This is a genomic window from Bradyrhizobium sp. T-1 (genome assembly GCF_053592855.1).
In genome coordinates, this window is record NZ_CM132115.1 from 6299932 (window position 1) to 6324103 (window position 24172).

24 protein-coding genes, 1 tRNA gene and 1 riboswitch are annotated in these 24172 nt (G+C 63.4%); of the genes, 18 read left to right on the top strand and 7 right to left on the bottom strand.

The window, feature by feature from the left end:
- Positions 1-119: 119 nt before the first annotated feature.
- Positions 120-1367 carry a serine hydrolase domain-containing protein gene (locus tag ACWAT4_RS30150; protein ID WP_206734261.1) on the top strand — a complete coding sequence of 416 codons (1248 nt, stop codon included), beginning with the start codon at positions 120-122 and terminating at the stop codon, positions 1365-1367.
- 105 nt (positions 1368-1472) lie between these two features.
- On the opposite strand, the gene ACWAT4_RS30155 is transcribed toward ACWAT4_RS30150, so the two are convergent.
- Positions 1473-1877 (bottom strand): hypothetical protein, encoded by a 405-nt coding sequence (locus tag ACWAT4_RS30155; protein ID WP_128943127.1) that lies wholly within the window; start codon positions 1875-1877, stop codon positions 1473-1475.
- A 13-nt stretch (positions 1878-1890) separates the two neighbouring features.
- The gene (locus tag ACWAT4_RS30160; protein ID WP_092298154.1) at positions 1891-2091 is read right to left on the bottom strand and encodes a hypothetical protein; all 201 of its coding nucleotides are present in this window, start codon (positions 2089-2091) and stop codon (positions 1891-1893) included.
- Positions 2092-2677: 586 nt separating this feature from the next.
- Between ACWAT4_RS30160 and ACWAT4_RS30165 the strand changes: the two genes are divergently transcribed.
- Complete coding sequence (locus ACWAT4_RS30165) at positions 2678-2821, top strand: hypothetical protein (protein WP_164939085.1); 144 nt, start codon at positions 2678-2680, stop codon at positions 2819-2821.
- 2 nt (positions 2822-2823) lie between these two features.
- Entirely contained in the window at positions 2824-4155 is a 1332-nt protein-coding gene (locus ACWAT4_RS30170) for a hypothetical protein (RefSeq protein WP_092298163.1), read from the top strand.
- A gap of 294 nt (positions 4156-4449) precedes the next feature.
- Here the strand turns inward: ACWAT4_RS30170 and ACWAT4_RS30175 are convergent.
- Positions 4450-4524 (bottom strand) — tRNA-Gln (locus ACWAT4_RS30175).
- A 241-nt stretch (positions 4525-4765) separates the two neighbouring features.
- Between ACWAT4_RS30175 and ACWAT4_RS30180 the strand changes: the two genes are divergently transcribed.
- Positions 4766-6544 carry an acyl-CoA dehydrogenase gene (locus tag ACWAT4_RS30180; protein WP_449728741.1) on the top strand — a complete coding sequence of 593 codons (1779 nt, stop codon included), beginning with the start codon at positions 4766-4768 and terminating at the stop codon, positions 6542-6544.
- Positions 6545-6623: 79 nt separating this feature from the next.
- Here the strand turns inward: ACWAT4_RS30180 and ACWAT4_RS30185 are convergent, their stop codons facing one another.
- Entirely contained in the window at positions 6624-7859 is a 1236-nt protein-coding gene (locus ACWAT4_RS30185) for an MFS transporter (RefSeq protein ID WP_212297729.1), read from the bottom strand.
- Between the two features lie 299 nt (positions 7860-8158).
- On the opposite strand from ACWAT4_RS30185, the gene ACWAT4_RS30190 reads away from it, so the two are divergent.
- From ACWAT4_RS30190 to ACWAT4_RS30225, 8 genes are all read left to right on the top strand, one after another.
- On the top strand, positions 8159-8917 hold the full coding sequence (locus ACWAT4_RS30190; RefSeq protein ID WP_212424806.1) for an enoyl-CoA hydratase-related protein: 759 nt from the start codon (positions 8159-8161) through the stop codon (positions 8915-8917).
- Positions 8918-9004: 87 nt separating this feature from the next.
- A complete protein-coding gene (locus tag ACWAT4_RS30195) occupies positions 9005-10663 on the top strand; it encodes a bifunctional metallophosphatase/5'-nucleotidase (protein ID WP_449728742.1) in 1659 nt (552 codons plus the stop codon).
- 135 nt (positions 10664-10798) lie between these two features.
- A complete protein-coding gene (locus ACWAT4_RS30200; protein ID WP_212297726.1) occupies positions 10799-11728 on the top strand; it encodes a histone deacetylase family protein in 930 nt (309 codons plus the stop codon).
- A 73-nt stretch (positions 11729-11801) separates the two neighbouring features.
- A complete protein-coding gene (locus tag ACWAT4_RS30205) occupies positions 11802-12053 on the top strand; it encodes an exodeoxyribonuclease VII small subunit (protein WP_212424804.1) in 252 nt (83 codons plus the stop codon).
- A gap of 593 nt (positions 12054-12646) precedes the next feature.
- Positions 12647-14575: a 1-deoxy-D-xylulose-5-phosphate synthase gene (gene dxs, locus ACWAT4_RS30210; protein WP_212297724.1), complete on the top strand. Its 1929-nt coding sequence runs from the start codon at positions 12647-12649 to the stop codon at positions 14573-14575.
- 237 nt (positions 14576-14812) lie between these two features.
- On the top strand, positions 14813-15367 hold the full coding sequence (locus ACWAT4_RS30215) for a nucleoside 2-deoxyribosyltransferase (protein ID WP_212424803.1): 555 nt from the start codon (positions 14813-14815) through the stop codon (positions 15365-15367).
- A gap of 25 nt (positions 15368-15392) precedes the next feature.
- Positions 15393-16127, top strand: a complete 735-nt coding sequence (locus ACWAT4_RS30220; protein WP_449728743.1) for a TlyA family RNA methyltransferase — start codon at positions 15393-15395, stop codon at positions 16125-16127.
- Entirely contained in the window at positions 16120-17367 is a 1248-nt protein-coding gene (locus ACWAT4_RS30225; protein WP_212424802.1) for a class I SAM-dependent RNA methyltransferase, read from the top strand. Before ACWAT4_RS30220 ends, ACWAT4_RS30225 begins: the two co-directional genes overlap by 8 nt.
- Here the strand turns inward: ACWAT4_RS30225 and ACWAT4_RS30230 are convergent.
- Entirely contained in the window at positions 17364-17954 is a 591-nt protein-coding gene (locus ACWAT4_RS30230; protein ID WP_449728744.1) for a hypothetical protein, read from the bottom strand. The two genes, ACWAT4_RS30225 and ACWAT4_RS30230, sit on opposite strands and share 4 nt — an antisense overlap.
- Positions 17955-18204: 250 nt before the next feature.
- Between ACWAT4_RS30230 and ACWAT4_RS30235 the strand changes: the two genes are divergently transcribed.
- The gene (locus ACWAT4_RS30235; protein WP_449728745.1) at positions 18205-19263 is read left to right on the top strand and encodes a class I SAM-dependent methyltransferase; all 1059 of its coding nucleotides are present in this window, start codon (positions 18205-18207) and stop codon (positions 19261-19263) included.
- Between the two features lie 62 nt (positions 19264-19325).
- Positions 19326-19604 carry a hypothetical protein gene (locus ACWAT4_RS30240; RefSeq protein ID WP_449728746.1) on the top strand — a complete coding sequence of 93 codons (279 nt, stop codon included), beginning with the start codon at positions 19326-19328 and terminating at the stop codon, positions 19602-19604.
- A 4-nt stretch (positions 19605-19608) separates the two neighbouring features.
- Here the strand turns inward: ACWAT4_RS30240 and ACWAT4_RS30245 are convergent, their stop codons facing one another.
- Complete coding sequence (locus ACWAT4_RS30245; protein ID WP_212297717.1) at positions 19609-20244, bottom strand: hypothetical protein; 636 nt, start codon at positions 20242-20244, stop codon at positions 19609-19611.
- 165 nt (positions 20245-20409) lie between these two features.
- Positions 20410-21288, bottom strand: a complete 879-nt coding sequence (locus ACWAT4_RS30250; RefSeq protein WP_212297716.1) for a DUF1194 domain-containing protein — start codon at positions 21286-21288, stop codon at positions 20410-20412.
- A 252-nt stretch (positions 21289-21540) separates the two neighbouring features.
- Positions 21541-21619: riboswitch (Fluoride riboswitch) on the top strand.
- A gap of 126 nt (positions 21620-21745) precedes the next feature.
- Here ACWAT4_RS30250 and ACWAT4_RS30255 point away from each other — a divergent pair.
- Genes ACWAT4_RS30255 through ACWAT4_RS30270 form a run of 4 tightly spaced genes read left to right on the top strand, consistent with a single transcriptional unit; the run spans position 21746 to position 24139 of the window.
- Positions 21746-22957 carry an MFS transporter gene (locus ACWAT4_RS30255; RefSeq protein ID WP_449728747.1) on the top strand — a complete coding sequence of 404 codons (1212 nt, stop codon included), beginning with the start codon at positions 21746-21748 and terminating at the stop codon, positions 22955-22957.
- A 16-nt stretch (positions 22958-22973) separates the two neighbouring features.
- Positions 22974-23363 (top strand): fluoride efflux transporter CrcB, encoded by a 390-nt coding sequence (gene crcB, locus ACWAT4_RS30260; protein WP_433995236.1) that lies wholly within the window; start codon positions 22974-22976, stop codon positions 23361-23363.
- A gap of 6 nt (positions 23364-23369) precedes the next feature.
- Positions 23370-23795 carry a fluoride efflux transporter CrcB gene (gene crcB, locus ACWAT4_RS30265; protein ID WP_212424799.1) on the top strand — a complete coding sequence of 142 codons (426 nt, stop codon included), beginning with the start codon at positions 23370-23372 and terminating at the stop codon, positions 23793-23795.
- 2 nt (positions 23796-23797) lie between these two features.
- Positions 23798-24139: a DUF190 domain-containing protein gene (locus ACWAT4_RS30270; RefSeq protein WP_212297714.1), complete on the top strand. Its 342-nt coding sequence runs from the start codon at positions 23798-23800 to the stop codon at positions 24137-24139.
- Positions 24140-24172 lie beyond the last annotated feature (33 nt).

The following is a 24172-nucleotide window of genomic DNA, read 5'->3' on the forward strand; positions in this document are numbered from 1 at the left end:
CATACCGCGCGTGCTGAAGGGCCTATCGGCCATCATCGTGACGGCCCGGCCTCTATCATCTGCTCGCAACGGTTAAGCGCGAGCACAACGCGCAGCTATACTCGGCTAGGAGAACGGAAATGAAAGCACGCTTGTCGAAACGAATCGCTGTCTCTCTGGTTCTAGCCTGCACAGGATTGATGCTCGTCGGGCGCGCGCTAGCGGAGCAGGCGCTGAAACCACAAATCACTCAAGATCCGGTGTCGGATGTGCCGATCGGCATACAGAACCTTCGCTTCGGGATGCTCGATGCGGGCGTCAACGCGCTTACTTTCCATAGCATGGATACACTGTTCACGACACGCACGGTCGCACGCTCCGGTCCAGTCTGGCAGCTTCCGCGAGAAGAGCACGCACTTGATTTCAACTATCAGTACGACGGCAAAACGTTCCAGGCTAATCAGTTCCTTGAACGATCTTACACAAACGCACTTATCGTCTTGAAAGATGGAAAGATTGCCTTCGAGAGGTATCTCAACAATACGAACGATCGAACTCGCTTCATCGGCTTCTCCATGACGAAGTCGATAACTTCAATCCTGATTGGCTGTGCGCTGGCCGAAGGTCGGATCAAGTCGCTCGATGAGAAGATCGACACCTATTTACCGGAACTGAAAGGGGGCGGATACGAAAACGTGACGATCCGGCAGATCCTGCAAATGCGATCCGGCGTTGACTATGAAGAGCGGTACGATTTCCAAAACCCGGGGGTGGCGGCGAGTAGCTTCGTCGAAGCACTTGTCAAGAACGTCGTTCGCTTTGCGGATGCGGCACGCACGATCAGCCGAAAGCATTCGCCGGGCGAGGTTTTCCAATACAAGACGCTGGATACGGCGGTGCTTGGCCTTCTCTTGGAGCGCGTGAGCGGCGGCAGCAATTTGGCCGCCTATATGACGAAGCACATCTGGGAGCCGATTGGTGCAGAAGCCGATGGCTTCTTCATTATGGATGGAGCGCCGGGCGTAGGTCGAGAATTCAGCGGTGCAGGCTTCAACGCGACCCTTCGCGATTTCGCCCGGTTGGGCCTCATGATGCTTAACATGGGAGTCGCCAACGGTCAGCGAATTCTGTCTTCGGAGTGGATTGCGGAGTCGATCCGACCTACCGATCCGGCGCACTCCGAGCCACGGGGCTACGGGTACCAGTGGTGGACGATTGGCACCGGCGGTGCGTACATGGCAATTGGGCTGCAAGGGCAGTACATCTTCGTCGACCCCGCAACGCGCACGGTAATCGTCAAGCTCAGCTATTTTCCGCCAGCCGACAAGCTTGCTTCCGATGAGACCCTAGCGTTCCTTAAGGCGGCTTCGGTCTGGCAGCCGCATTGATGATGACAGGCCGCGAAAGCTAATGGTTCGGAGGAAACACATGCGGTGCAGAGGGCGGCGCTGCGTCTGGCACCCTACCTAGAAGGAGGCCTCCCGTCCTCAGGATTAGGAAGCGTTAGCCCGCGCCCGTTCTCGGGCTTCACGACGCTGCTCGCGACGTTCGCGTCGCCTCCTAGCGCGCTCCGCTGGCTGCGGAAGCGATGGTATGGGCGCATCCCTGTTCTCGGCTGACACCGTCTCTCTTGGTTGCTCGACGGCGGGGCGCACCTCCATGAACTCCAGCACTGTCCGTCCCTTGAGGGTGATTTTCCAGCCGCCATTTTCGCGCTCGACGAGACCTTGCGAAAAGATGTCGAGGTCCGGTACACGCGCAGCCAGCCGCTTTGTTCGATCGGCCCAGTCCCGGCCGCTGGTCGCCAGGATCGCCATGTCGCGCTTGAGATCGGCCATCGCGGCAAATCCATCCGGATAGCTCACGAGGATCTTCAGCACCGTGACCTGGAAATTCACCCCCCGCCTCCGGTCAGCGCCACATGGTCGGCGCCTGCGAGAGAGCTTGGCGCCCGATCTGCTTGAGGCGATCCGGAGAGGTGTCCCCCTTGGTCGCGGCTTCCAGGATTTTCGAGGCCACGTGGGCACGGGCGCCCGTCTCGCTCCGCGAAACGTTTTCGCAGACCTCATCTAGGACCGCGCGCAAAAGTGCGGTGGTCACGGAATCGAACATGAGAACCCCACAAGATTTACCATAACGCAATGGCGGGAGCGTCAAATTTAAGCGTGTTAAAAAAACCGTAAAACTCTACACCCCTGCTAGGACCAGAGGAACTATGAAGGCGACGGGTGGTGTGTGTCTCCTCCGGGTGCCTTGTCCGTCCGAGGTTTGCGAGCTGCGCCAGCGACTACGTCCCAGCTTACCGCGCGGACTGTCTCCGCCGCGTCAGGTTCCGGTCCACTGGCCTCGTTGCCGAGTCTTCGCACCTCGGTGGTAGCCGCCGTCCCAATTGATCCGCATCGTCCTCTGCTGGGTCATAGTCACTTCCTTCGCAAAGGCCTTCCGCGGCGCGCCCTCGCGCCCGAGGCATGTAAGTCCGAATTGTCCTTTTCAGGCGCTGCACTACGCTCCTGTACGATCCGGTCGTCCTCGCAGTTTCAATCCTGCTGGTGATCATCATGATGGCCAAGACGAGCAAAGAGCGAATTTTTCAGCAGCTCACGCATATGCAATGACACGTCCTGCCATCATTCCAGCGGGTTCTTGGCCTCGCCGTATGTCTGCTGGAACCGCGGCAGCGTATTGCGGAGAATCGACCGTGGAAGCCTTTCTCAAACGAGTCGGTAAGGAGTATCCTCGACCACGTGTGAAAGAAGGAAGGCGTCAGCTGTGGTTGAAGGACGATCTGGACCGGGCTATCGCGCCGGACATGGTGCCGGGCGACCTCGCCGAGGATTTGTGACCTTGGAACGGCCGCTTCCACGCTTTGTGGAGGTGCGTCGGCTTGCCTGCGGTTCGGTCGCGTTCTATTTCCGGATCCCCACCTATTACCGCAGTCTTGGCTGCGAGATGGCGAATGAGCCACTTGGGACGAGCTACGAAGCCGCATGTGGTCAAGAGGGGAAAGGCGGACGCGCTGCCACGCTCAATGCCCTCTTTGATGAATGGAACAATCACCGCAGGGGGGAGCCCGGTGAAGGTGAACAGGGAAAGATCGCGCGATATGGCACGATCGATTGGCTATTCCGGCAATACAAGACGGAGAAGGCCTATACCGAGAAAGTCTCACCTCGGTCCCGCCCCGATTACGAACGGATCATGCAAATGATCTGCGACACGGTCGACAAGAGCGGACGGCGGATTGGTGAACGGCAGATCATGGAGGTTACGCCACGAGCTGCCGATAAGATCTACGACAAAATCATCAACGGGCCGAACGGCATCAGGCTGCGGCAGGGAGAAAAGGTCGTCGGCCTCTGCCGAAAGGCGTGGCGGATCATGCGTCGTCTACACCCGGAGTTGTTCGACAAAAAGCATCCGAACCCCTGGGACGATTTCACCCTCAAGAGCCGCACCAAGACCAAGAAGCACGCGGTGACTCGAGAAGAGGTTTATAAATTTGCATGGGGCTGCATCAAAGAAGGGCGGCCTGAACCCGCAGCCGTCGCGGTGATCTGCTTTGAATGGCTGCAACGGCCGGAGAACGTAGTGGCCGGGTTTTTGACGTGGCCGGACTACCGCAGCAAGAACTGGCCAAACGCGGTACGCATCGAGCACCACAAGAATAAGGCGCTGGTCTGGCATCCGCTCGAAGAGACTCTCGATGGAGAGACCGTCAAGTTTTATGCCGAAGCGGAGGACGTTTTGAGTCATCTACCAAAGCTTGGCGTGCCGATGATCATGCGTCGGATCCAAAAGGGTGAACGCAAGGGCGATGCCAAAGTGTGGTCCTATCCTGGCATGGAAAAAGTAGTGCAGCAGATGCGCAAGAAGATCGACGGCGTGTCAAAGCTGTTCACGCTTGATTCCTGTCGACACGGCGGCATGACCGAACTCGAGGAAGCGGAGCTGACAGACGGCCAAGGTCGTGCGCTGTCGGGCCACAAGACCGCACAGGCCTATCGCGGCTATGCCAAGGAGACGATGATGCGAGCGTTAGCTGCGACCCGTAAGCGGCATGCACATCTCTTGGCACAGAAGGAGCTCGATCAACAGAATGCTGATGGAGCAGCATCACCTCGAGACGAAGCGCAGACCTCCCCAATTTCGAATACTGGCGTCCGATCTCAAGGATAGACTTCGCGCTTCGTTGAACGCTGCAAAAGGCGGCGGGGTTCTGCGATTGTTGATCCCGCAAGCGACGTCAACGGCTGCGGTGGGAAGCTTCCAACGCGCAGACGGCGTTCATCCGCTCAATTCGTATTTTGATAAGTTGAGCGACGTTCAACGCGCGACGACTTTCATCTGGCTTCCGGCAAAAAACGAAACCAGCACAGAATTTCCAAATGGGAGGCAAACGGAATTTCCAAATGCGCGGGAAATTCTGCCTTGGGCAAGGCCGTTTTCGTAACAAAATCAGCGTGTTGTCTCTGGCTGGGGCGGGAGGGATCGAACCTCCGAATGGCGGAATCAAAATCCGCTGCCTTACCGCTTGGCTACGCCCCATCAGGTGACGGGAGAAATGGCGGAAGACCCGACTACCGCAGATTCCCTCCAGTCGCAGCCGGTCTATAGGGAGCGGCGCGGCATTTCAACCGCCTGGAGGGGCAAAATACCACAGGCCGGGATATGGCGTGGTCCCACTCTATTATGAGCCAGATCCCGGTCCGGTCCCGCCCCTCCCGGCCATTGAGACCTCCGGCGTTTCATGGGAATACGGCGCCAAACCTGTCTTCGGGAGTGAGCCATGACCTACCGCGCGCCGATCTCTGACATGCTGCTGTCGCTCAACCACGGTGCCGGCCTCAGGGCCGCCGTGGAAGCCGGCCATTATGGCGATTTCGACGCGGACATCGCGGCCGCCGTGCTGGAGGAAGCCGGCAAGTTCGCGACCGACGTGCTGGCGCCGCTCAACAAGGTCGGCGACGAGCACGGCATCAAGCTCGACGCCGGCAAGGTTACGACCGCGCCGGGCTGGCCGGATGCCTACAGGCGCTGGATCGAGGGCGGCTGGAATGCGGTCTCGGGACCTGAGGATTTCGGCGGCCAGGGCCTGCCGCTCGCCATCAACGCCGCCTGCACCGAGATCTGGAGTGCCGCCAACGTCGCCTTCGGCCTTTGCCCGCTGCTGACGGCCTCCGCGATCGAGGCGCTGGACGCGCATGGCAACGATGAGCTCAAGACGATCTATCTCGAAAAGCTGGTCTCCGGCGAATGGACCGGCACGATGCAGCTCACCGAGCCGCAAGCCGGCTCCGATGTCGGGGCGCTGCGCACCCGCGCCGAAAAGCAGGGCGACGGCACCTATCGCATCAAGGGGACGAAGATCTTCATCACCTATGGCGAGCACGACATGACCGACAACATCGTGCATTTCGTGCTGGCGCGGCTGCCGGATGCTCCGGCCGGCACCAAGGGGATCTCGCTGTTCCTGGTGCCGAAATTCATGGTCAACGCCGACGGCTCGCTCGGCGCGCGCAACGACATCTTTGCCTCGGGCGTCGAGCACAAGCTCGGCATGCATGCTTCGCCGACCTGCACCATGACCATGGGCGATCATGGCGGCGCGATCGGGTTCCTGATCGGCGAAGAGAACCAGGGCATGCGCTGCATGTTCACGATGATGAACCAGGCCCGCCTCGGCGTCGGCCTGGAGGGCGTCGGCGTAGCCGATCGCGCCTATCAGCAGGCCCTGGCCTACGCGCAGGAGCGCCGGCAGGGCCGCGCCGTCGGCAAGAAGGGCGACAGCTCGGACGCGATCTTCGTGCATCCCGACGTCAAGCGCATGTTGATGCGGATGCGCGCGCAGACGGCGGCCGCGCGCACCATCTGCTATGCGACCGCAGTCGCGCTCGACGTCTCCTTACGCGCAAAGGACCCGAAGGTGCGCGCCGATGCAGCCGCACGCGCGGCGCTGCTGACACCGATGGCCAAAGGCTATTCCACCGATATCGGCAACGAGGTCGCCTATCTCGGGGTGCAGGTGCATGGCGGCATGGGCTTCATCGAGGAAACCGGCGCGGCGCAGCACTATCGCGATGCCCGCATCACCGCGATCTATGAGGGCACCAACGGCATCCAGGCGATCGACCTCGTCACACGCAAGCTGGCGGCCAATGGTGGCGCGTCGGTGTGGGCGCTGATCGAGGAGCTCGCGGCTACCGTCAAACAGGTCGAGGCCTCCAACGACCCCGCCTTCGGCACCACCGGCGCAAAATTGCGCGAGGCGCTGGAAGCGCTGACGCGCAGCAGCAAGTGGTTGCTGGAGCGCGTCACCTCCGCTCCGAACGAGGCACTCGCCGGCGCGACACCGTATTTGCAGCAGTTCGGCGCCACGCTCGGCGGCTGCATGCTGGCCTCCGAGGCGCTCGCCGCCAAGGCCGACGGCAATCCCGAGGCCGCCCGCCACGTCTCGCTCGCGCGCTTCTTTGCGGAAAACATCACCGTGCAGGCTGGCGCGCTCGGGCGCACCGTGACGGAAAGTGCGGAGTCGGTCGCAGCGGCGGACGCGGTGTTGCTGGGGTAAGATGGGCTCGTTGCCGGCTGCACATTCAGTGTCGTCCGGCAAGGCCGGGACGGCACCGAATATTTGGATCCATCCGGGCTTACGACGCCACGACCTTCACCCGTTTGCCCGGCCGCCACAGCACGACGCCGGCGGCGACGACATCCAGCACCACGCACATCGCGAACGCCATGGTGTAGTCGCCGCTCACGCTGCGCACGAGGCCGACGATGCCGGGGCCGAACGCGCTGACGATGCCGCTGATCGAGGTCCCCAGCCCCATCGCGGCCGCGAAGGCCGTACTGCCGATCTCGCGCTGGATGATCAGGGGTGGAAACGTGATCATGTTGCCGATCGAGAAGCCGTAAACGGCGCAGCAGATGAGCAGCACGGTCGGGCTGTGGCTTTGCAGGAGAACGAGCAACGCCGCCGCCTGGCTCGTCATCGACGCGGCGCAAGCAAGCCGCGGATCGAGCCGGTCGACGAACAGGCCGAGCGACAGCCGTCCGACCACCGCCATCGCCGCCATCAGGGTTACCGCGAGGCCTGCGCTGGCGCGGCCGATCAGCGGTTCGAGAAACGTCACCTGGTGGATGATGAATCCCATCTGCGCCAACAGCGCGATCGCGATCGGCAGCACCATGGTCCAGAACGGCGCGTTGGCGAGCAGCTCCTTCCGCGAATGACGCACGGCCTCGCCGCCGCGGGACGTACTTCCGGCCGGATTCAGCGACGCGTCGACCGGCCAACCGGTGAAGACGACGACCACCGGCAGCACCAGGACCACCATCACGACGGTGGCCATCAGCATCGCGGAGCGAAAGCCGAGGCTGCTGCTCAGCGCCAGCAGAACCGGAACGAGGATGATGCCGCCGCAAGTAGCGCCGTTGAAGGCGAGACTGAGCGCGAGCCCGCGCCGCCGCGCGAACCAGGAATTCAGAACGGTGGCGATCACCACCGTGCCCATGCCGGTCCAGCCGACCGACATCAGCGCATAGGCGACATAGAGCTGCCAGGGCGCCTGCATCACTCCCAGCAGCGCGGTCGATGCGCCGAGCGCCGACAGTCCGCACAGGATCAGCGCTCGCAACCCGATCCGGGCAAGCAGATCATCGGTGAAGACGACGAGGACCGAGCTCAGCAGAAACGAGAATGTGCTGGCCGCGGATACCAGCGTGCCCGGCCAGCCATGGGCACGCTGGAGCTCGGCCAGATAGACGCCCTGGCCGTAGAGGCCGAAGCCGAACATGAAGAAGGCCATCAGGAAACAGGCCAGCACCACGCGCCAGCCACGATAGTGCAGCGAGGATTCGTCAACGCCCGTTGCGGCAATCATCGATCGAGTATGGCCTAATGGAACGAGACGGCTGATCGTGCCGCACAACCACCGGTTTTTCAAATGAAACGTTGTATCCAATTGTTGCAATGCGCAAAGAGCATCGCTGGAGATGTGACGCCCGTTCGCGTCACAGTTCCCCGGGCAATCCAGCCATGGGGCGGGTGTCATGCAACCGCTCACCTGCGTCGCGGCCGAAATGGTTGAACCGCAGCATTGGCTCCTCTGTGAGATCATGTAGGCTGCCTCCAGCAAGACTCGCCGATGGCAGGCGCCGCGGCGGCCGCAGGGAGTGCTCCATGCCGAACGGCAATATCGTCGTCACCGAAGAGCGTGGAACGCGCATCATCACCCTGCGCCGCCCGAGCAAGAAAAACGCGATCACCCAGGTCATGTATCGGGAGATGAGCCGCGCGATCGATACCGCGCAGAACAATCCCGATATCCGCTGCATGATCGTCACCGGAGGCTCAGGCGTGTTCACGGCCGGTGACGACATCGACGATTTCCTGCACGCCGACACGTCGCGCCCGGAAACACTATCGGACGGAGTCAAGTTCCTCTATTCGCTCGCTCTCAACACCAAGCCGATCATTGCGGCCGTGGACGGCGCCTCGATCGGCATGGGCACAGTGATGCTGTTCCACTGCGACTACGTGCTCGCCTCGAATGCTGCGACTTTCTCCGCACCCTATATCCATCTCGGCCTCGTGCCGGTCGGGGCCTCCAGCCTGTTGATGCCGAACACGATGGGCTATCAGCGCGCCTTCGCGATGCTGGTGATGGGGCGCACGTTTACCGCCGCCGAGGCGCACGCCGCCGGCTTCGTCAACAGCGTGGTCTCGCCGGGACATACCGAGGTCGAGGCGCGCAAGGTGGCGCGCGAAATCTGCCGGCTGCCGGCCGAAGCGGTCGCAACCTCGCGCAAATTGCTGCGCGCCGCGCCCGAAGAGCTCACCCGCCGCGTCGACCAGGAGGCCCATCTGTTCGGCGAGCGGTTGAAATCCGACGATGCCGTTGCCGCGTTCAATGCGTTCGCGAATCGGAAGAAGCGGTAGGCCGTCATTCCGGGGCGCGCGCCGCGAGCCCAGAATGACAGCGAGAACTTTCGTGAAATCCTCGCCTGGAACGTCTAGTCTGGTTCCATGCGATACCAGCCCATCCTTGCCGCACTTTCACTCGCACTCGCCGCCCCGCCCGCCGCAGCCCAAAGCGCGGCACCCGTCGAGCTGCGCATTCTCGCGATCAACGATTTTCACGGCAATCTCCGCCCGCCGCCGGGTGGCATCCGCATCAATGATCCTGAAGACAAGAGCAGGAAGGTGATGGTGGCCGCCGGTGGCGCCGAGTACATGGCGACGCTGGTCAAGCAATTGAGCGAGGGCCACAAGAACACGATCTTCGTTGCTGCCGGCGATCTGATCGGGGCGAGCCCGTTTTTGTCGGCGATGTTTCACGACGAGCCGTCGGTCGAATCGCTGTCGATGATGGGGCTTGCGATCACCTCGGTCGGCAATCACGAGTTCGACGAGGGCAAGACCGAGCTGCTCAGGATGCAGAACGGCGGCTGTCATCCGGAGGACGGATGCCAGGGACCGCATTCCTTCACTGGAGCAAAATTCCACTATCTCGCGGCGTCCACCGTCGAGACCGCGACAGGCAAGAGCATTTTGCCGCCCTATGAGATCAGGGAGTTCGAGGGCATCCCCGTCGCCTTCATCGGGCTGACCTTGAAGGAAACGGCCGGCATCGTCTCTCCATCAGGCGTTGCCGGGCTCGAATTCCGCGACGAGGCCGAGACCGTGAACGCGCTGGTGCCGCAACTGAAGGCGCAGGGCGTCGAGGCGATCGTGGTCCTGATCCACCAGGGCGGCGAGCCGGCCGGCGACTACAACGAGTGCCCTGATATCACGGGACCAATCGTCGATATCGTCAAGAAATTCGACCCCGCCGTCGACGTCGTGGTCAGCGGCCACACCCATCGCGCCTATGTTTGCCAGATCGACGGCAGACTCGTCACCAGCGGCGACAAATACGGCACGCTCGTTACCGCGATCGACCTCAAGCTCGATCCGGCAACACGCGACATCGTCGGCGCCAGGGGCGAGAACGTCATCGTCGCCAACGCCTCGCTGGCCAGGGATCCCGAGCAGACCGCGCTGATCGACGCCTATGACAAGCTCTCCGCGCCGATCGCCAACCGGCCGGCCGGATCGGTGACCCAAACGCTGTCGCGCGTTCCGAACGACGCCGGCGAAAGTCCGCTCGGCGACGTCATCGCCGACGCGCAGCTTGCGGCGACCAGGGATGAGAAGGATGGCAGCGCCGCCATCGCTATCACCAATCCCGGCGGTATTCGCACCGACATCATCCCGAAGGAGAACGGCACGGTGTCCTACGGCGAACTGTTCGCGAGCCAGCCGTTCCGCAACCGCCTTGTCACCATGACGCTCACCGGCCGCCAGCTCAAGGACATGCTGGAGCAGCAATGGCTCGATCCGAAGCGGCCGCGGATTCTCCAGGTATCGAACGGGTTCAGCTACACCTGGGACGCATCAAAGCCGCCCGGCGAACGCGTCATGGCCGACAAGATGACGCTCAACGGCAGACCGATCGAGCCGGCCACCGGCTACCGCGTCACCCTCAACGATTACCTCGCGGTCGGCGGCGACGGTTTTACCGTCGCCAAGCAAGGCGCTTCGCCACAATATGGCGGCTACGACGCCGATGCGCTGTTTGCCTTCTTCAGGGCGCATGGACCGATCGGCCCGTTGCCGCCGACCCGCATCCTGCGTGTGAATTGATCCGGATCAAACCGAGGCGGAACGGCTCAGCCCTTTGCCATTCGCGGCGGAACGCATAGATTGCATTTTGCATTGCGTTTTGGCGCCGGATGCGCCAAGCGACGTCGAGAGTTCGTTCCCAGTGAGGCCGACCTGATGAGCACGCTTCTCCTCTCCCACAAGGCCTGCCTCGACCACGTCACGCCGCCGGGACACCCTGAAAGGCCCGACCGCCTGCGCGCGGTCGAGGAAGCGTTGTCGCACGAGCGTTTCCAGTTCCTGGCGCGCGACCTGGCGCCGGAGGGCGATCTCGATCTCGTCACGCTGTGCCACAACGAGCACTACGTCACCGAGCTGCGCCACATCGCGCCGACCAGCGGCCAGGTCTACATCGACGGCGATACCTCGATGTCCCCTGGCACGTGGGAAGCGGTGATGCGCGGCGTCGGCGGCGCGGTTGCGGCGACCGAAGCGGTGATGAATGGCGAGCACCGCAACGCCTTCGTCGCGGTGCGCCCGCCCGGCCATCACGCCGAGATCGGCAAGCCGATGGGCTTCTGCTTCTTCGACAATGTCGCGATCGCCGCGCGGCACGCCCAGCGCAAATACGGCATCAAGCGCGCCGCCATCGTCGATTTCGACGTGCATCACGGCAACGGCACGCAGGACATCTTCTGGTCGGACCCGACCGTGATGTACTGCTCGACCCACCAGATGCCGCTGTTTCCGGGCACCGGAGCCAAGGGCGAGCGCGGCGACCACGACACCATCGTCAATGCGCCACTCGCCTCCGAGGACGGCGGGCCGGAATTCCGCTCCGCGTTCGAGAACCTGATCTTGCCGCAGCTTGAAAAGTTCAGCCCCGAACTGCTGATCATCTCGGCAGGCTTCGATGCGCATTACCGCGATCCGCTGGCCTCGCTGAATTTGCGCGCGGAGGATTATGCCTGGGTGACGCGCAAGCTGATGGATCTCGCCGACAAGTCTGCCGGAGGGCGCGTTGTTTCTGTGCTCGAAGGCGGCTACGACCTGCAAGGACTGAAAGAATCTGTTACGGCGCATGTCGGCGCCTTGATGGGCGCCTGATGCCCCTGCCACATTACGCCCGCAAAACTCTGCTTTTTCAGAAATGAAGCGAATCGGGCAATCGGAAACGGATATGGCCGAAAATACCCAAATCGACGTCTCCCGGCTCACCTTCGAGCGCGCGATCGAGGAACTCGAAACGATCGTGAAGCGGCTCGAGGACGGCAAGGTGCCGCTCGAGGAATCCGTTACGATCTACGAGCGTGGTGAAGCCCTGAAGCGCCGGTGCGAGGAACTCTTGCGCCAGGCCGAGGCGCGCGTCGACAAGATCACGACCGATGCCAGCGGACAGGCCAGCGGCACCGCCCCGCTCGACGTGCAGTAAGGGGCCGCCGTCCAAGGCTGTCCGTGTCGGGCAGTAGTCGCCTTGGGTTATTTCAAGATCGCACGCCGCCGTCTCCAGCCACCGGAAGCGGGCGCGGGCGCTAAAATTGGGGAATTTTCTCGCTAGGGTCCTTTCGGCCTCGCGAATCCCGCCAAAATATCTGTTCTTTCGCCCAGAATCCTGCCAAGGAACCGGGGTAGAATTGGAACCTCCGCTCCGGCGCCGCGATTAACCAAATCGGCCCGCCGGTTGCATCTGCATACCCGTAATCGGTCCGGCGGGTTGGCTTTGGCCCAAGCTTTGGTGTAAAGCTGCGCGGAGTGTGGCTTTTTGTTAGCCTTGACGTGGGGACCGAATACCGACGACAAGCGCCTCAAATCGCTAATGAAATTGGCTTGGACGGACGAAGCCGATCTACGTGACAGGGATCACAGAGACTGAACCGGAGCGCACTTAAGCTCACCTAAGCTTGAAGACGGGGCATTGCCCCATGCAGGTGGCTCCGACGGTTTAAGGACTCGCGCTGCGCCGATATTGTGCAAACCCATCGCGCACCGGAATGACCTTCCGGCGCTGAAAAATTGGAAATCGCCGTGAACGCATACAGCAAGACGCCGCTTCTCGACACCATCCGGACGCCGGAAGACCTGCGCAAGCTCAAGATCGAGCAGGTGCGCCAGGTCGCCGACGAGTTGCGTCAGGAAACCATCGATGCCGTCTCGGTCACCGGCGGTCACTTCGGCGCGGGTCTCGGCGTGGTCGAGCTCACCACCGCGATCCACTACGTCTTCGACACGCCGCGCGACCGGCTGATCTGGGACGTCGGCCATCAGGCCTATCCGCACAAGATCCTCACCGGACGCCGCGACCGCATCCGCACGCTGCGCACCGGCGGCGGCCTCTCCGGCTTCACCAAGCGCAGCGAGAGCGATTACGATCCGTTCGGCGCGGCACACTCCTCGACCTCGATCTCGGCCGGCCTCGGCATGGCCGTGGCGCGCGACCTTTCCGGCGGCAAGAACAACGTGATCGCCGTCATCGGTGACGGCTCGATGTCGGCGGGCATGGCCTATGAGGCGATGAACAATGCGGGCGCGATGAACTCCCGCCTGATCGTCATCCTCAACGACAACGACATGTCGATCGCTCCGCCGGTCGGCGCGATGAGCGCCTATCTGTCGCGGCTCTACTCCGGCAAGACCTACCGCACGCTGCGCGAGGCGGCCAAGCAGATCAACAAGCGCCTGCCCAAGATCATCGCCAACCGCGCCAACCGCGTCGAGGAATATTCCCGTGGTTTCATGATGGACGGCGGCACGCTGTTCGAGGAGCTCGGCTTCTACTACGTCGGCCCGATCGACGGCCATAACCTCGACCATCTGCTGCCCGTGCTGAAGAACGTGCGCGACATGGAGACCGGCCCGATCCTGGTCCACGTCGTGACGCAGAAGGGCAAGGGCTACGGCCCGGCGGAAGCCTCCGCCGACAAGTACCATGCCGTCGTGAAGTTCGATGTCGCAACCGGCACCCAGGCCAAGGCCAAGCCGAACGCGCCGGCCTATCAGAACGTGTTCGGCCAGAGCCTCGTGAAGGAAGCACAGAAGGACGACAAGATCGTCGCCATCACCGCGGCGATGCCGTCGGGCACCGGCGTCGACATCTTCAACAAGGCGTTCCCGGACCGCACCTTCGACGTCGGCATCGCCGAGCAGCACGCGGTGACCTTTGCCGCAGGTCTTGCGACCGAAGGCTACAAGCCGTTCTGCGCGATCTACTCGACCTTCCTGCAGCGCGGCTACGACCAGATCGTGCATGACGTCGCGATCCAGAACCTGCCCGTGCGCTTCGCCATCGACCGTGCCGGCCTCGTCGGCGCCGACGGCGCGACGCATGCCGGCTCGTTCGACAATGCCTATCTCGGCTGCCTGCCGAACATGGTGATCATGGCGGCGGCCGACGAAGCCGAGCTCGTCCACATGGTGGCAACCCAGGTCGCGATCGACGATCGTCCGAGCTCGCTGCGCTATCCGCGCGGCGAGGGCCGCGGTATCGAGATGCCCGACGTCGGCGTCCCCCTCGAGATCGGCAAGGGCCGCATGATCCGCCAGGGCAACAAGATCGCCCTGCTCTCCTTCGGCACACGTCTGGCCGAATGCGAGAAGGCCGCCGACGAGCTCGCAGCCCATGGCCTGTCGACCTCGATCGCAGATGCGCGCTTCATGAAGCCGCTGGACACCGAGCTGGTACTCAAGCTTGCCCGTGACCACGAGATCCTGATCACGATCGAGGAGGGTTCGATCGGCGGCTTCGGCTCGCATGTCGCGCAGTTCCTGACCGACCAGGGCGTGCTCGACACCGGCATGGTCAAGTTCCGCACGATGGTCCTGCCCGACGTATTCCAGGACCACGACACGCCGGCCGCGATGTACGGTCGCGCCGGTCTCGACGCCAAGGGCATCGTCGCCAAGGTGTTCGAGGCGCTCGGCAAGGACGTGAAGACCGAGACGGTCAAGCTCGCCTGAGAGTCGTACGGGCACTGAACCCCACCTCTCCCATAGGGAGAGGCCGCCTTCGGCGGCCGTACCTGAGAACACCGAGGCGAAGCCTCGGCTATGTCGCGCAGCGATCCGGGTGAGGGGTTCAGGTCTCACGCGAGAGCGTAACCCCTCACCCGCACCTTCGGCGCGACCTCTCCCTTCGGGAGAGGTTTCGCACCGCCGATGCCGTAGCAAATCGCTGCCTCCTCGATCGGTAGTCCCATGAAAATCTATCTGGCAGGCCCCGATGTGTTCCTGCCGGATGCGGTTGAGATCGGCCGGCGCAAGGCCGCGATCTGCGCTGATCACGGCCTGACCGGCCTCTACCCCCTCGACAACGCGATCGACCTCGCCGCGCCCGACGCCTCGCGCCAGATTTTTTGCGGCAACGAGGCCATGATGGACGGGGCCGACGCCATCATCGCCAATCTCACGCCGTTCCGCGGCGCCGGCGCCGATCCCGGCACGGTCTACGAACTGGGCTACATGGCCGGCCGCCGCAAGTTCTGCCTGGCCTATTCCAACGATGGCACCACCTATGCCGACCGTGTCGGCCGCTCCATGCATGTCACCTCCGAGGAGGGGCGGCTGGTCGACGCGCAGGGGCTGACGGTCGAGGATTTTGGCCTCGTCGACAATCTCATGATGATCCATGCGCTGGAGCTGCATGGCTGCCCACTGGTGACGCCGGCAAAGCAGCCGGTCGATGTCTGGCACGATCTCGCCGCGTTCGAGACTTGCGTCCGGATGGCGGCCGCGCGATTGATCGCTACATAGCGCTTTAGTCGCTCCGGAGAGATTGATGCCCCCTGCCCGCAAGCGCGCGGATGTTCTGCTGGTCGAGCGCGGCCTGTTCGAGAGCCGGGCGCGGGCGCGCGCGGCGATCGAGGCCGGCCTCGTCAGGGCTGACGACAGGCAGGTCGCCAAGCCCTCGGAGACGATCGCCGAGGACGCGGTGATTCAGGCCGAGCCGGCGCACCCCTACGTCTCACGCGGCGGCGTCAAGCTCGCCGGCGCGCTGGAGCGCTACCCGATCGAGATCGAGGATCATGTCTGCCTCGACGTCGGCGCTTCCACCGGCGGGTTCACGGAGGTGCTGCTGGCCAACGGCGCCAGCCTGGTGTTCGCCATCGATGTCGGCACCAGCCAGCTGCATGCCTCGCTGCGCGGTCATCCCAAGATCGTGTCGATGGAAGAGACCGACATCCGCAGCTACGAGGGCAAGCGGCTGCCGGCGCGGCCCGATGTCGTCGTCATCGACGTCAGCTTCATCTCGCTCAAGACAGTGCTGCCGGTGGCGCTGTCGCTGGCCGCCGCGCCCATGAGCCTGCTGGCCCTGATCAAGCCGCAGTTCGAGGCCGAACGGAAGCACAACAAAAAAGGCATCGTCCGCGACGCTGCCGTGCATCAGGAGATCTGCGACGACATCGCAGCCTTTGCCGCGTCGCTCGGCTGCACTGACATCGAGGTGTTTCCGTCCTCGATTGCCGGCGGCGACGGCAATATCGAATTCTTCCTGGGTGCGCACCGTGGTTGAGCGCGTCACGATCGATCATGTCGGCCATCGCGGCGACGGCGTCTCGCTCACGACCGGCGATGCGGTCTACGTGCCCTACACGCTCGGCGGCGAAACCGTCGAGGTCGATCATGTCGCCGGCCATCATCCCGACCGCCGCAAGCTGCTGGCGGTCGATCTCGCAAGCCCTGAACGCGTCGCGCCGTTCTGCCCGCATTTCGGAGTGTGCGGCGGCTGCGCGATCCAGCACTGGGCGGCGGAGCCCTATCATGCCTGGAAACGCAACATCGTGGTCGAGACGCTGGCGCAGGCCGGCATCGCGTGCGACGTCGCGCCGCTGGTCGATGCCCATGGTGCGGGCCGCCGGCGCGTCACGCTGCACGGGAGGTTCGGCACACATGACATCCTGAAGGTCGGCTTCTCGGCAACCAGCTCGCACGATGTCATTCCGATCGATCGCTGCCCAATCCTCGATCCCGCGCTCGAAGGCGCGCTCGATGCGGCATGGGCGATTGCCGAGCCGCTGACGTCGAAGATGGCGGTGACGAAGCCGCTCGATATCCAGGTCACCGCGACCACCAACGGCCTCGATGTCGACGTGCGCGGCTCCGGCCCGCTGCCGACGCCACTGGTCACGGCGCTCTCGCGCGTTGCCGAGCAGCATCGCCTGGCGCGGCTGACGCGTCACGGCGAACTGGTGCTGCAACGCTTGCCGCCGACGGTAAAGATGGGCCGTGCGGACGTGACGCTGCCACCGGGCTCGTTCCTGCAGGCAACTGTCGCCGGCGAGGAGACGCTGGCCGCACTCGTTGCCGAACGCGTCGGCAAGGCCAAGGAGGTTCTCGACCTCTTCTGCGGTGTCGGCCCGTTCGCGCTCAGGCTGGCCGAAAGGGCGCGCGTCACCGCCTTTGACAACGACGCCGGCGCAATCGCCGCGCTCGCGAAGGCCGCACGGACGCCGGGGCTGAAGCCGATCAAGGCCGAGCCGCGCGATCTGTTCCGCCGGCCGCTGGTGCCGCCGGAACTGCGCGACTTCGACGCGGTCGTATTCGATCCGCCGCGCCAGGGCGCACAGGCGCAGGCGCTGAAGCTCGCTGCGAGCAAAGTGCCGGTCATCATCGCAGTCTCTTGCAACGTCGCCACCTTCGCGCGCGACGCGCGGCTGCTGATCGATGGCGGTTACAAGATCGAGAGCGTTGTGCCCGTCGACCAGTTCCGCCACACGCCGCATGTGGAATTGGTGGCGCGGCTCACGCGCTAACGCCGCAGAGCCCCAAGCGCTGGCGACTCGCCAGGCAGCATGTTCGACCTGATATCGCTGTCCATGCGGCCCGAGTCCCGCTGGGTGAACCCGGCCCCGAACGACAGGCTGAGGTTGGAGGTCGGCTTGAATTCGACGCCCCCAAACGCGCCGTAGCCGGGCCCGGCGGCCGAGGTCAGCGGCGCAACCGAGCTGCCGATGCCGTTGCCGTATTTCAGCGTGTCGAAGCCGGCAAAGAAGGTCACGGGCGAGCCGCCCGCAGTCTTCATGTTGTAGCCGAACTGCGTGCTGTCATAGGAGAGCGCGCTGAAGTTTCCAGCCGATGCTGCCTGGCTGAAACCGGTCAGACCGAGATTGCCGCTTTGGCTTCCGACAAAGAAGCCGGGCCGGAAATCGTAGCCGCCGTTGGCATCGCCGGCATTGAGGCTGGAAAAGTTGCCAGAGCTATCGGCGCTCCCGCCATAACCGAAGGCCCCGCCCGGAATCCAATATCGCAGGGGCGCGACTTGCGCATGAGCCGGCGTTGCGCCGAGGCAAAACACCGCCAAGAGAGTTGCGAGACCGCAGGAGCGTAGAAGGCTGAGCATTCAGGTGACCGTCAGGATAGTGCGCAAATCATACGCCGGAGCTCGCCCCAATACCAGCGATGCGATGCCGCCGGCCGCGCCATCCGGTTCCCAGATCGCCTCCGTCTGACGCGTTGAACCTCCTCCGTGGCGGATTGACCCATTGAGAGGACGCGCAAGTTCAGGCCGCGGTTTTTGACCGCAAAAGGCCTGGCGCGGTCCGAACACTGCGCAGACCTTTGAAAATGCCTGACATTGGATGGAGGCTGTCATGGAGGTCAATTCCGACAGGTTGAACGCTTTTATGGGCAAGATGATCACCGAGGTCGGGGCAGCGATGAACGCATCGCTCCTCCTCCTGGGCGACAAGCTCGGCCTCTACCGCGCCCTCGCCGCCAAGGGGCCGATGAACTCCGCCGAGCTGGCAAAGGCCACCGGAACGACGGAACGCTATGTCCGCGAGTGGCTGTCGAGCCAGGCGGCATCCGGCTACGTCGAATACGATGCCGGTTCAGGAAAATTCTCGATGCTGCCGGAGCAAGCGATGGCGCTCGCCGATGCGGACAGCCCGGTCTTTCTCGGCGCGGTCGGCAACGTCATTGCCGCAGCGTTTCTAGACGAGCCGAAGATCACGGACGCCTTCAAGTCCGGCAAGGGCGTCGGCTGGAACCGGCGCAGCGAATGCCTGTTCTGTGGCACTGCCCGTTTCTTCCGCACGGGCTATATGCATCATCTGGTGCAAGAGTGGCTGCCTGCGCTCGACGGTGTCGTCGATAAGCTGAAGCGCGGTGCCAAGGTCGCCGACGTCGGCTGCGGCCACGGCGTCTCGACGCGGCTGATGGCGGAGGCCTTCCCGAATTCACGCTTTTATGGCTTCGACTATCACGAGGGCTCTATCGAGGCGGCCCGCAAGGCGGCAGCCGAGGCCAAGCTCGGCGATCGCGTGAGTTTCGCGGTTCACTCCGCCAAGACCTATCCGGCCGAGGGTTATGATCTTGTCTGCTTCTTCGATTGTCTGCACGACATGGGCGATCCCGTCGGCGCCATCAACCACGTGCGTCAGAGCATGGCGAAGGATGGCACCTGCATGCTGGTCGAGCCGTTCGCGGGCGACCGCCTGGAAGATAATCTCAATCCGGTTGGACGCGTCTATTACGCAGCATCGACCATGATCTGCACGCCAGCCTCGCTCGATCAGGAGGTGGGCCTCGCGCTCGGCGCGCAAGCCGGCGAGGCAAGGCTGCGCAAGGTCGCGAGCGAAGGCGGCTTGTCGCGCTTCCGTCGTGCCGCGGAAACACCGTTCAACCTCATCCTGGAGGCACGGATCTGATCTTCACCGGGCGCCGCGGCCGATAAGTCAGGTCGCGGCGTCCGTTCCCATGCCGAAGCTGATTGCCGTCAGCATCGACCGCGTCGAAGTCGCGCATACCACAATCGCGATCCTGCGCCGCGCAGATCCTGTTCGCGCTGAACGAGCGCTATCTCATCAATGAAAAGGGAGCGCTGCAGGAAGCGGCGCACCTGCCGCTGACACTTCCGCATCTGGCCGAGCGGGTAGACGAAATCTGGCGGCTATTCGGCAACGACGCCCTTGCGTCCGCTTGTGACAAGTCGCGGGAGATCGACTGGGAATTGCGGGCGTTGACGCAGTCGAACGCAAGGCGCGTGTAAGCGGCTACGCCGTCCTATCCACCGAGGACGACGAGTCGGCCGGCGGATATTTCGTCACCGGGACCATGAAGGACTTGGTGCCAACCTGGTAGATGACTTTGCCGTTCTGTCCGTCGTCCGTCGCGATCTGCGCCTGTCCGAACATGATGACGTTCTTGTAGACGATGCCGGTGCCCTGCCGGGTCGTGCCGTCGGTGGTAACGCTGACCTGCGCTTCATTGCCGTTGACGGAGAGCACCTTGAAGCTCGCGCTCTTGCCGTTGTCGCTGGAATAGCCGCCCCAGCTTCCCATGAGCCGGCTGTCGGAGGCTGGCGGCGCCTGCTTCTCGAGCGTCGCGGTCTGCTTGCCGGCGCCGCCCGCGGAGAACAAGAGCACGAGGTTCTTGCCGTCCTTGGTGCCGACCGTGACAGAACCGAACGTGATAAGCGCGCCGCTGACCTGGGCAAAACCACGTTCGGTGTGCCCATTGTGGGTGTACTCCACCTGGGCGCGGCTGCCACGGATGTTGACGACCTTGAAGCCGACCGGCTGGTTGTTGCCCGCCCAATTGCCCTTCCACTCACCGAGCAGAGCGCTTTGGTGATACATCCGCTCATTGGCGGGGGATATCTGGCTTGTGCTTTGCGTGACGATGGCCATGAGCTTGCTCGGTGAATGGCCCGGCGAATTCGCCTGCTTTCGCGCAACGGCAGGCGCCGTCAGACACATTCAGACACATATCGATTAGGACCACGCCACAGTTAACGAGCGGTTAATTTCAAGCGCCTGACACGATGAGGTAAATGGTCTCGCCGGGCTTGGCCGTCATCGGCCCCAGCGATCCGACCAGATCTTCTCGCCGATCGTGCAGCTCACACGCGGCTCCTTGTCCGCCACGCGCACCACCGGACGCTCGGGTGTGCGGCCGGCGACTTCCATCAGCAGCTTGGTGCGGATCGCCTCCTTGAACTTCTCGCGATCCTTGATCGGGATCACGAAGGAGCCGGGACCGCCAATGACGCAATCCTCGTAGTAGTAGTCGAGATTGTCGATATCCATGGTCGAATAGGACGGCTCCTTGACCATGATCGGCAGGCCGTTGATGACGATGCCCTTCTCGAGCGCGGCATCGCGCGCCAGGGTGACCGGGCCGCCGTTGTTGTTGGGACCGTCGCCGGAAATATCGATGACGCGACGAAGCCCGCGATAGGGATTTTCATCGAACAGCGGCATCGCAAATCCGATCGCACCGGAGATCGAGGTACGCGAAGCCCGACGGATCGGCGTCTTCATGATCTCGGCCGAGACCGCGTCCGCCGTCTCCGGTCCGTCGATGAGGCGCCAGGGGATGATGATTTTCTGGTCGGAGGACGCAGCCCATTCGAAATAGGTCACCGCGATCCTGCCGTTGGGACCGGCCTTCAGCGCCTGCAAGAAATCCTTTGACTGGATTGCCTGCGCGTACCCCTCGCGCTGGATCGCGAGCTCGTCCATGTCCATGGAGTAGGAGACGTCGACCGCGAGGACCAGCTCGACATCGACCGACTGCGCATCATTGTCGGCCGCCAGCCGCTGCGGTTGATGTCGTGACGGTTCAAATTTCGGCGGTTCAAATTTAGGACTTGGTGCCGCAATGCCCGCGACGTCCCCTCCGGCAAGCACGCCGGCCACCAGCACAGCCCCGATCGAGAACAGCAAGCGCATCGCAGCCTCCCGTCGTATGACGCGATGGTGACATGCAAACTCCCTGCCGCAAAGCACGAAGATCGCTTGCGCTTCACATTCCGGTTAGAGATTTGCAGGGTAGAGATTTGCAGGTTCAAGGTTTGCGAGTTGGGTTGTCGTACGCCAGCGCGAAACCGCCGCGATGTCGCCACGCTTGCGTCCCCACGCATTCAAGCGGCGGGACAGCACGCCCCACCCACTTGTTCCCGCCGATTTCCATGCTAGGTTGACCGCACAGATGGGGATGGAGTCCCCCGACAACCGCCCGGCGGTCGAATGACTGTGGTGGGCTGATGACTCCTGCTCGAGGAGAGGCAATTCGGCCTCTGCCTTTGGCGGGAGCATGGACCAACCCGCCGATGGCGGGTTTTTTGTTGCCTGAAAGCGAAGGCCAGGAGGAAAGCCAAGAGGATGTCCAGGACGTGAAGGCGACGACGTGACGACCACACCGAATGCTGCCGCACGCACCAAGCTGCCCAGTGGGATCTGGGTGCTCGGCTTCGTCTCGATGCTGATGGACGTCTCTTCGGAGATGATCCACGCGCTGCTGCCGGTGTATCTGGTCACCGTGCTCGGTGCCTCGACGCTCACCGTCGGCTTCATCGAAGGCATCGCAGAGGCAACCGCCGCGATCACCAAGATCTTCTCCGGCGCATTGTCGGACTGGCTAGGCCGGCGCAAGCTGCTCGCCGCCCTCGGCTATGGCCTCGCCGCCCTGACCAAGCCGCTGTTCCCGCTCGCCCCCAGCGTCGGCTGGCTGGTCGCGGCGCGCTTCATCGATCGCGTCGGCAAGGGCATTCGCGGCGCGCCGCGCGATGCACTGATCGCCGACATCTCGCCGGCCGGCTTGCGCGGCGCGAGCTTTGGCCTGCGGCAGTCGCTCGACACGATCGGCGCCTTCGTCGGACCACTCGTCGCGATCGGCCTGATGTGGTGGACGGCGGATCATTTTGTCGCCGTGTTCTGGGTCGCCGTGGTACCGGCGTTCCTGTCCTTCGGGCTGATCACGTTCGCAGTCCACGAGCCGGAGCCGGATCCGGACCGGACGCGTGCGAAGAACCCGCTCAACGCCACCGCGATGCGGCAGCTCGGCTCCGTGTACTGGCGCGTGGTCGCAATCGGCGTGGTCTTCACGCTCGCCCGTTTCAGCGAGGCCTTTCTGATCCTGCGCGCCCAGAACATCGGCCTCAATGCGATGTGGGTGCCGGCGGTGCTGGTGCTGATGAACATCATCTACGCGCTCTCGGCCTATCCGGCCGGCGCGCTGTCGGACCGGATCAACCGGACAGCCCTGCTCGCCCTCGGCCTCATCGTTCTCGCCGGCGCCGATCTTGCTCTCGCGCTGCTGCCGAGTCTGTCCGGCCTCGCGCTCGGCGTCGTGCTGTGGGGGCTGCATATGGGACTGACCCAAGGCTTGCTCTCGGCCCTGGTCGCAGATACCGCACCGTCAAGCCTGCGCGGCACCGCGTTCGGCTATTTCAATCTCTTCACGGGCCTTGGGATGCTGGCGGCGAGCGTCATCGCCGGCGCCCTGTGGGACGCCTATGGTCCGGCGGGAACGTTCCTCGCCGGGCTCGGCTTTGCACTGGCTGCGCTCGTGGGACTGCTCGCCATCGGCAACGGCTTGACGGCGGAGGACAAGGGATGATGGGGAGCTGTTCATCGTGCTGAGCGGGGCAATCGCAATCATCGTCGGCAGCGTGCTGGGAGGCTGTGCCCGCTATTTCATCTCCGGCGCGATCGCGCGGCGGCTGGGCGAGACGTTTCCCTGGGGCACCATGACCATCAACGTCACCGGCGCCTTCCTGATCGGCATCTTCGGCGCGCTCGCGACCCATCCCGGCTCCGCGTTCGCCGCGCCCAATCCGTGGCTGTTCGCGGTGACGGGCTTCCTCGGCTGCTACACCACAGTGTCCTCGTTCAGCCTGCAAACGCTGACACTCGCCCGTAACGGTGAGCCGGTGCACGCACTCGGCAATGTCGCGTTCTCCGTCGGACTGTGCCTCGCCGCTGTGAGCTGCGGCTTCCTCCTTGCGGACCGTCTGGGAGGCTAGCGGCAGATGACCTCCCCCTCTGCGGATCGCTGGCGCACGGCGATGCTCTATGCCTGGGTTGCCGCCGGCAGCATCGTCGGCGGGCTGACGCGTTATCTGGTCGGACTCGCCCTCGATACCGGTCCTGGCTTTCCCTTCGCGACGTTATTCATCAATGCGACGGGCTCGCTGATCATCGGCTTCTACGCAACGCTGACCGGCCCCGACGGCCGCATACTGGCGCGCCCAGAGCACCGGCAGTTTGTCATGACCGGCTTCTGCGGCGGCTACACCACCTTCTCGACCTTTAGCCTGGAGACTTTCCGCCTGTTTCACGGCGGCATGAAATATACCGCGCTCGCCTATGTCGCGGCGTCCGTCGCCTGCTGGCTGGCGTCGGTATGGGCAGGGCATATGATCGCGAGCCGCTACAACCGTCTGACCAGGAGTTGACCATGCAGATCCCCAATCAGGCCGTTTCGCTGCGGATCTTCATCGGCGAGAGCGACCATTACGACGGCAAGCCGCTCTACGAAGCAATCGTGATGACGGCACGCGAACGGCACCTTGCAGGGGCCACCGTGCTGCGCGGCCCGATGGGCTTCGGCAAGTCGAGCCGGCTGCACACCTCGAAGATCCTGCGGCTCTCGGAAGACCTGCCGCTGTTGATCGAAATCGTCGACAGCGAGGACAACATCAACGCATTCCTGCCCATCCTGGACGGCATGATGTCGAGCGGCCTGATCACCTTGGAGAAGGTACAGGTCCTGCAATATGGTACGAAGACCGTGAGCTGATCGCTCCGGCTGGGAACCCGACCCGCCGTGTCC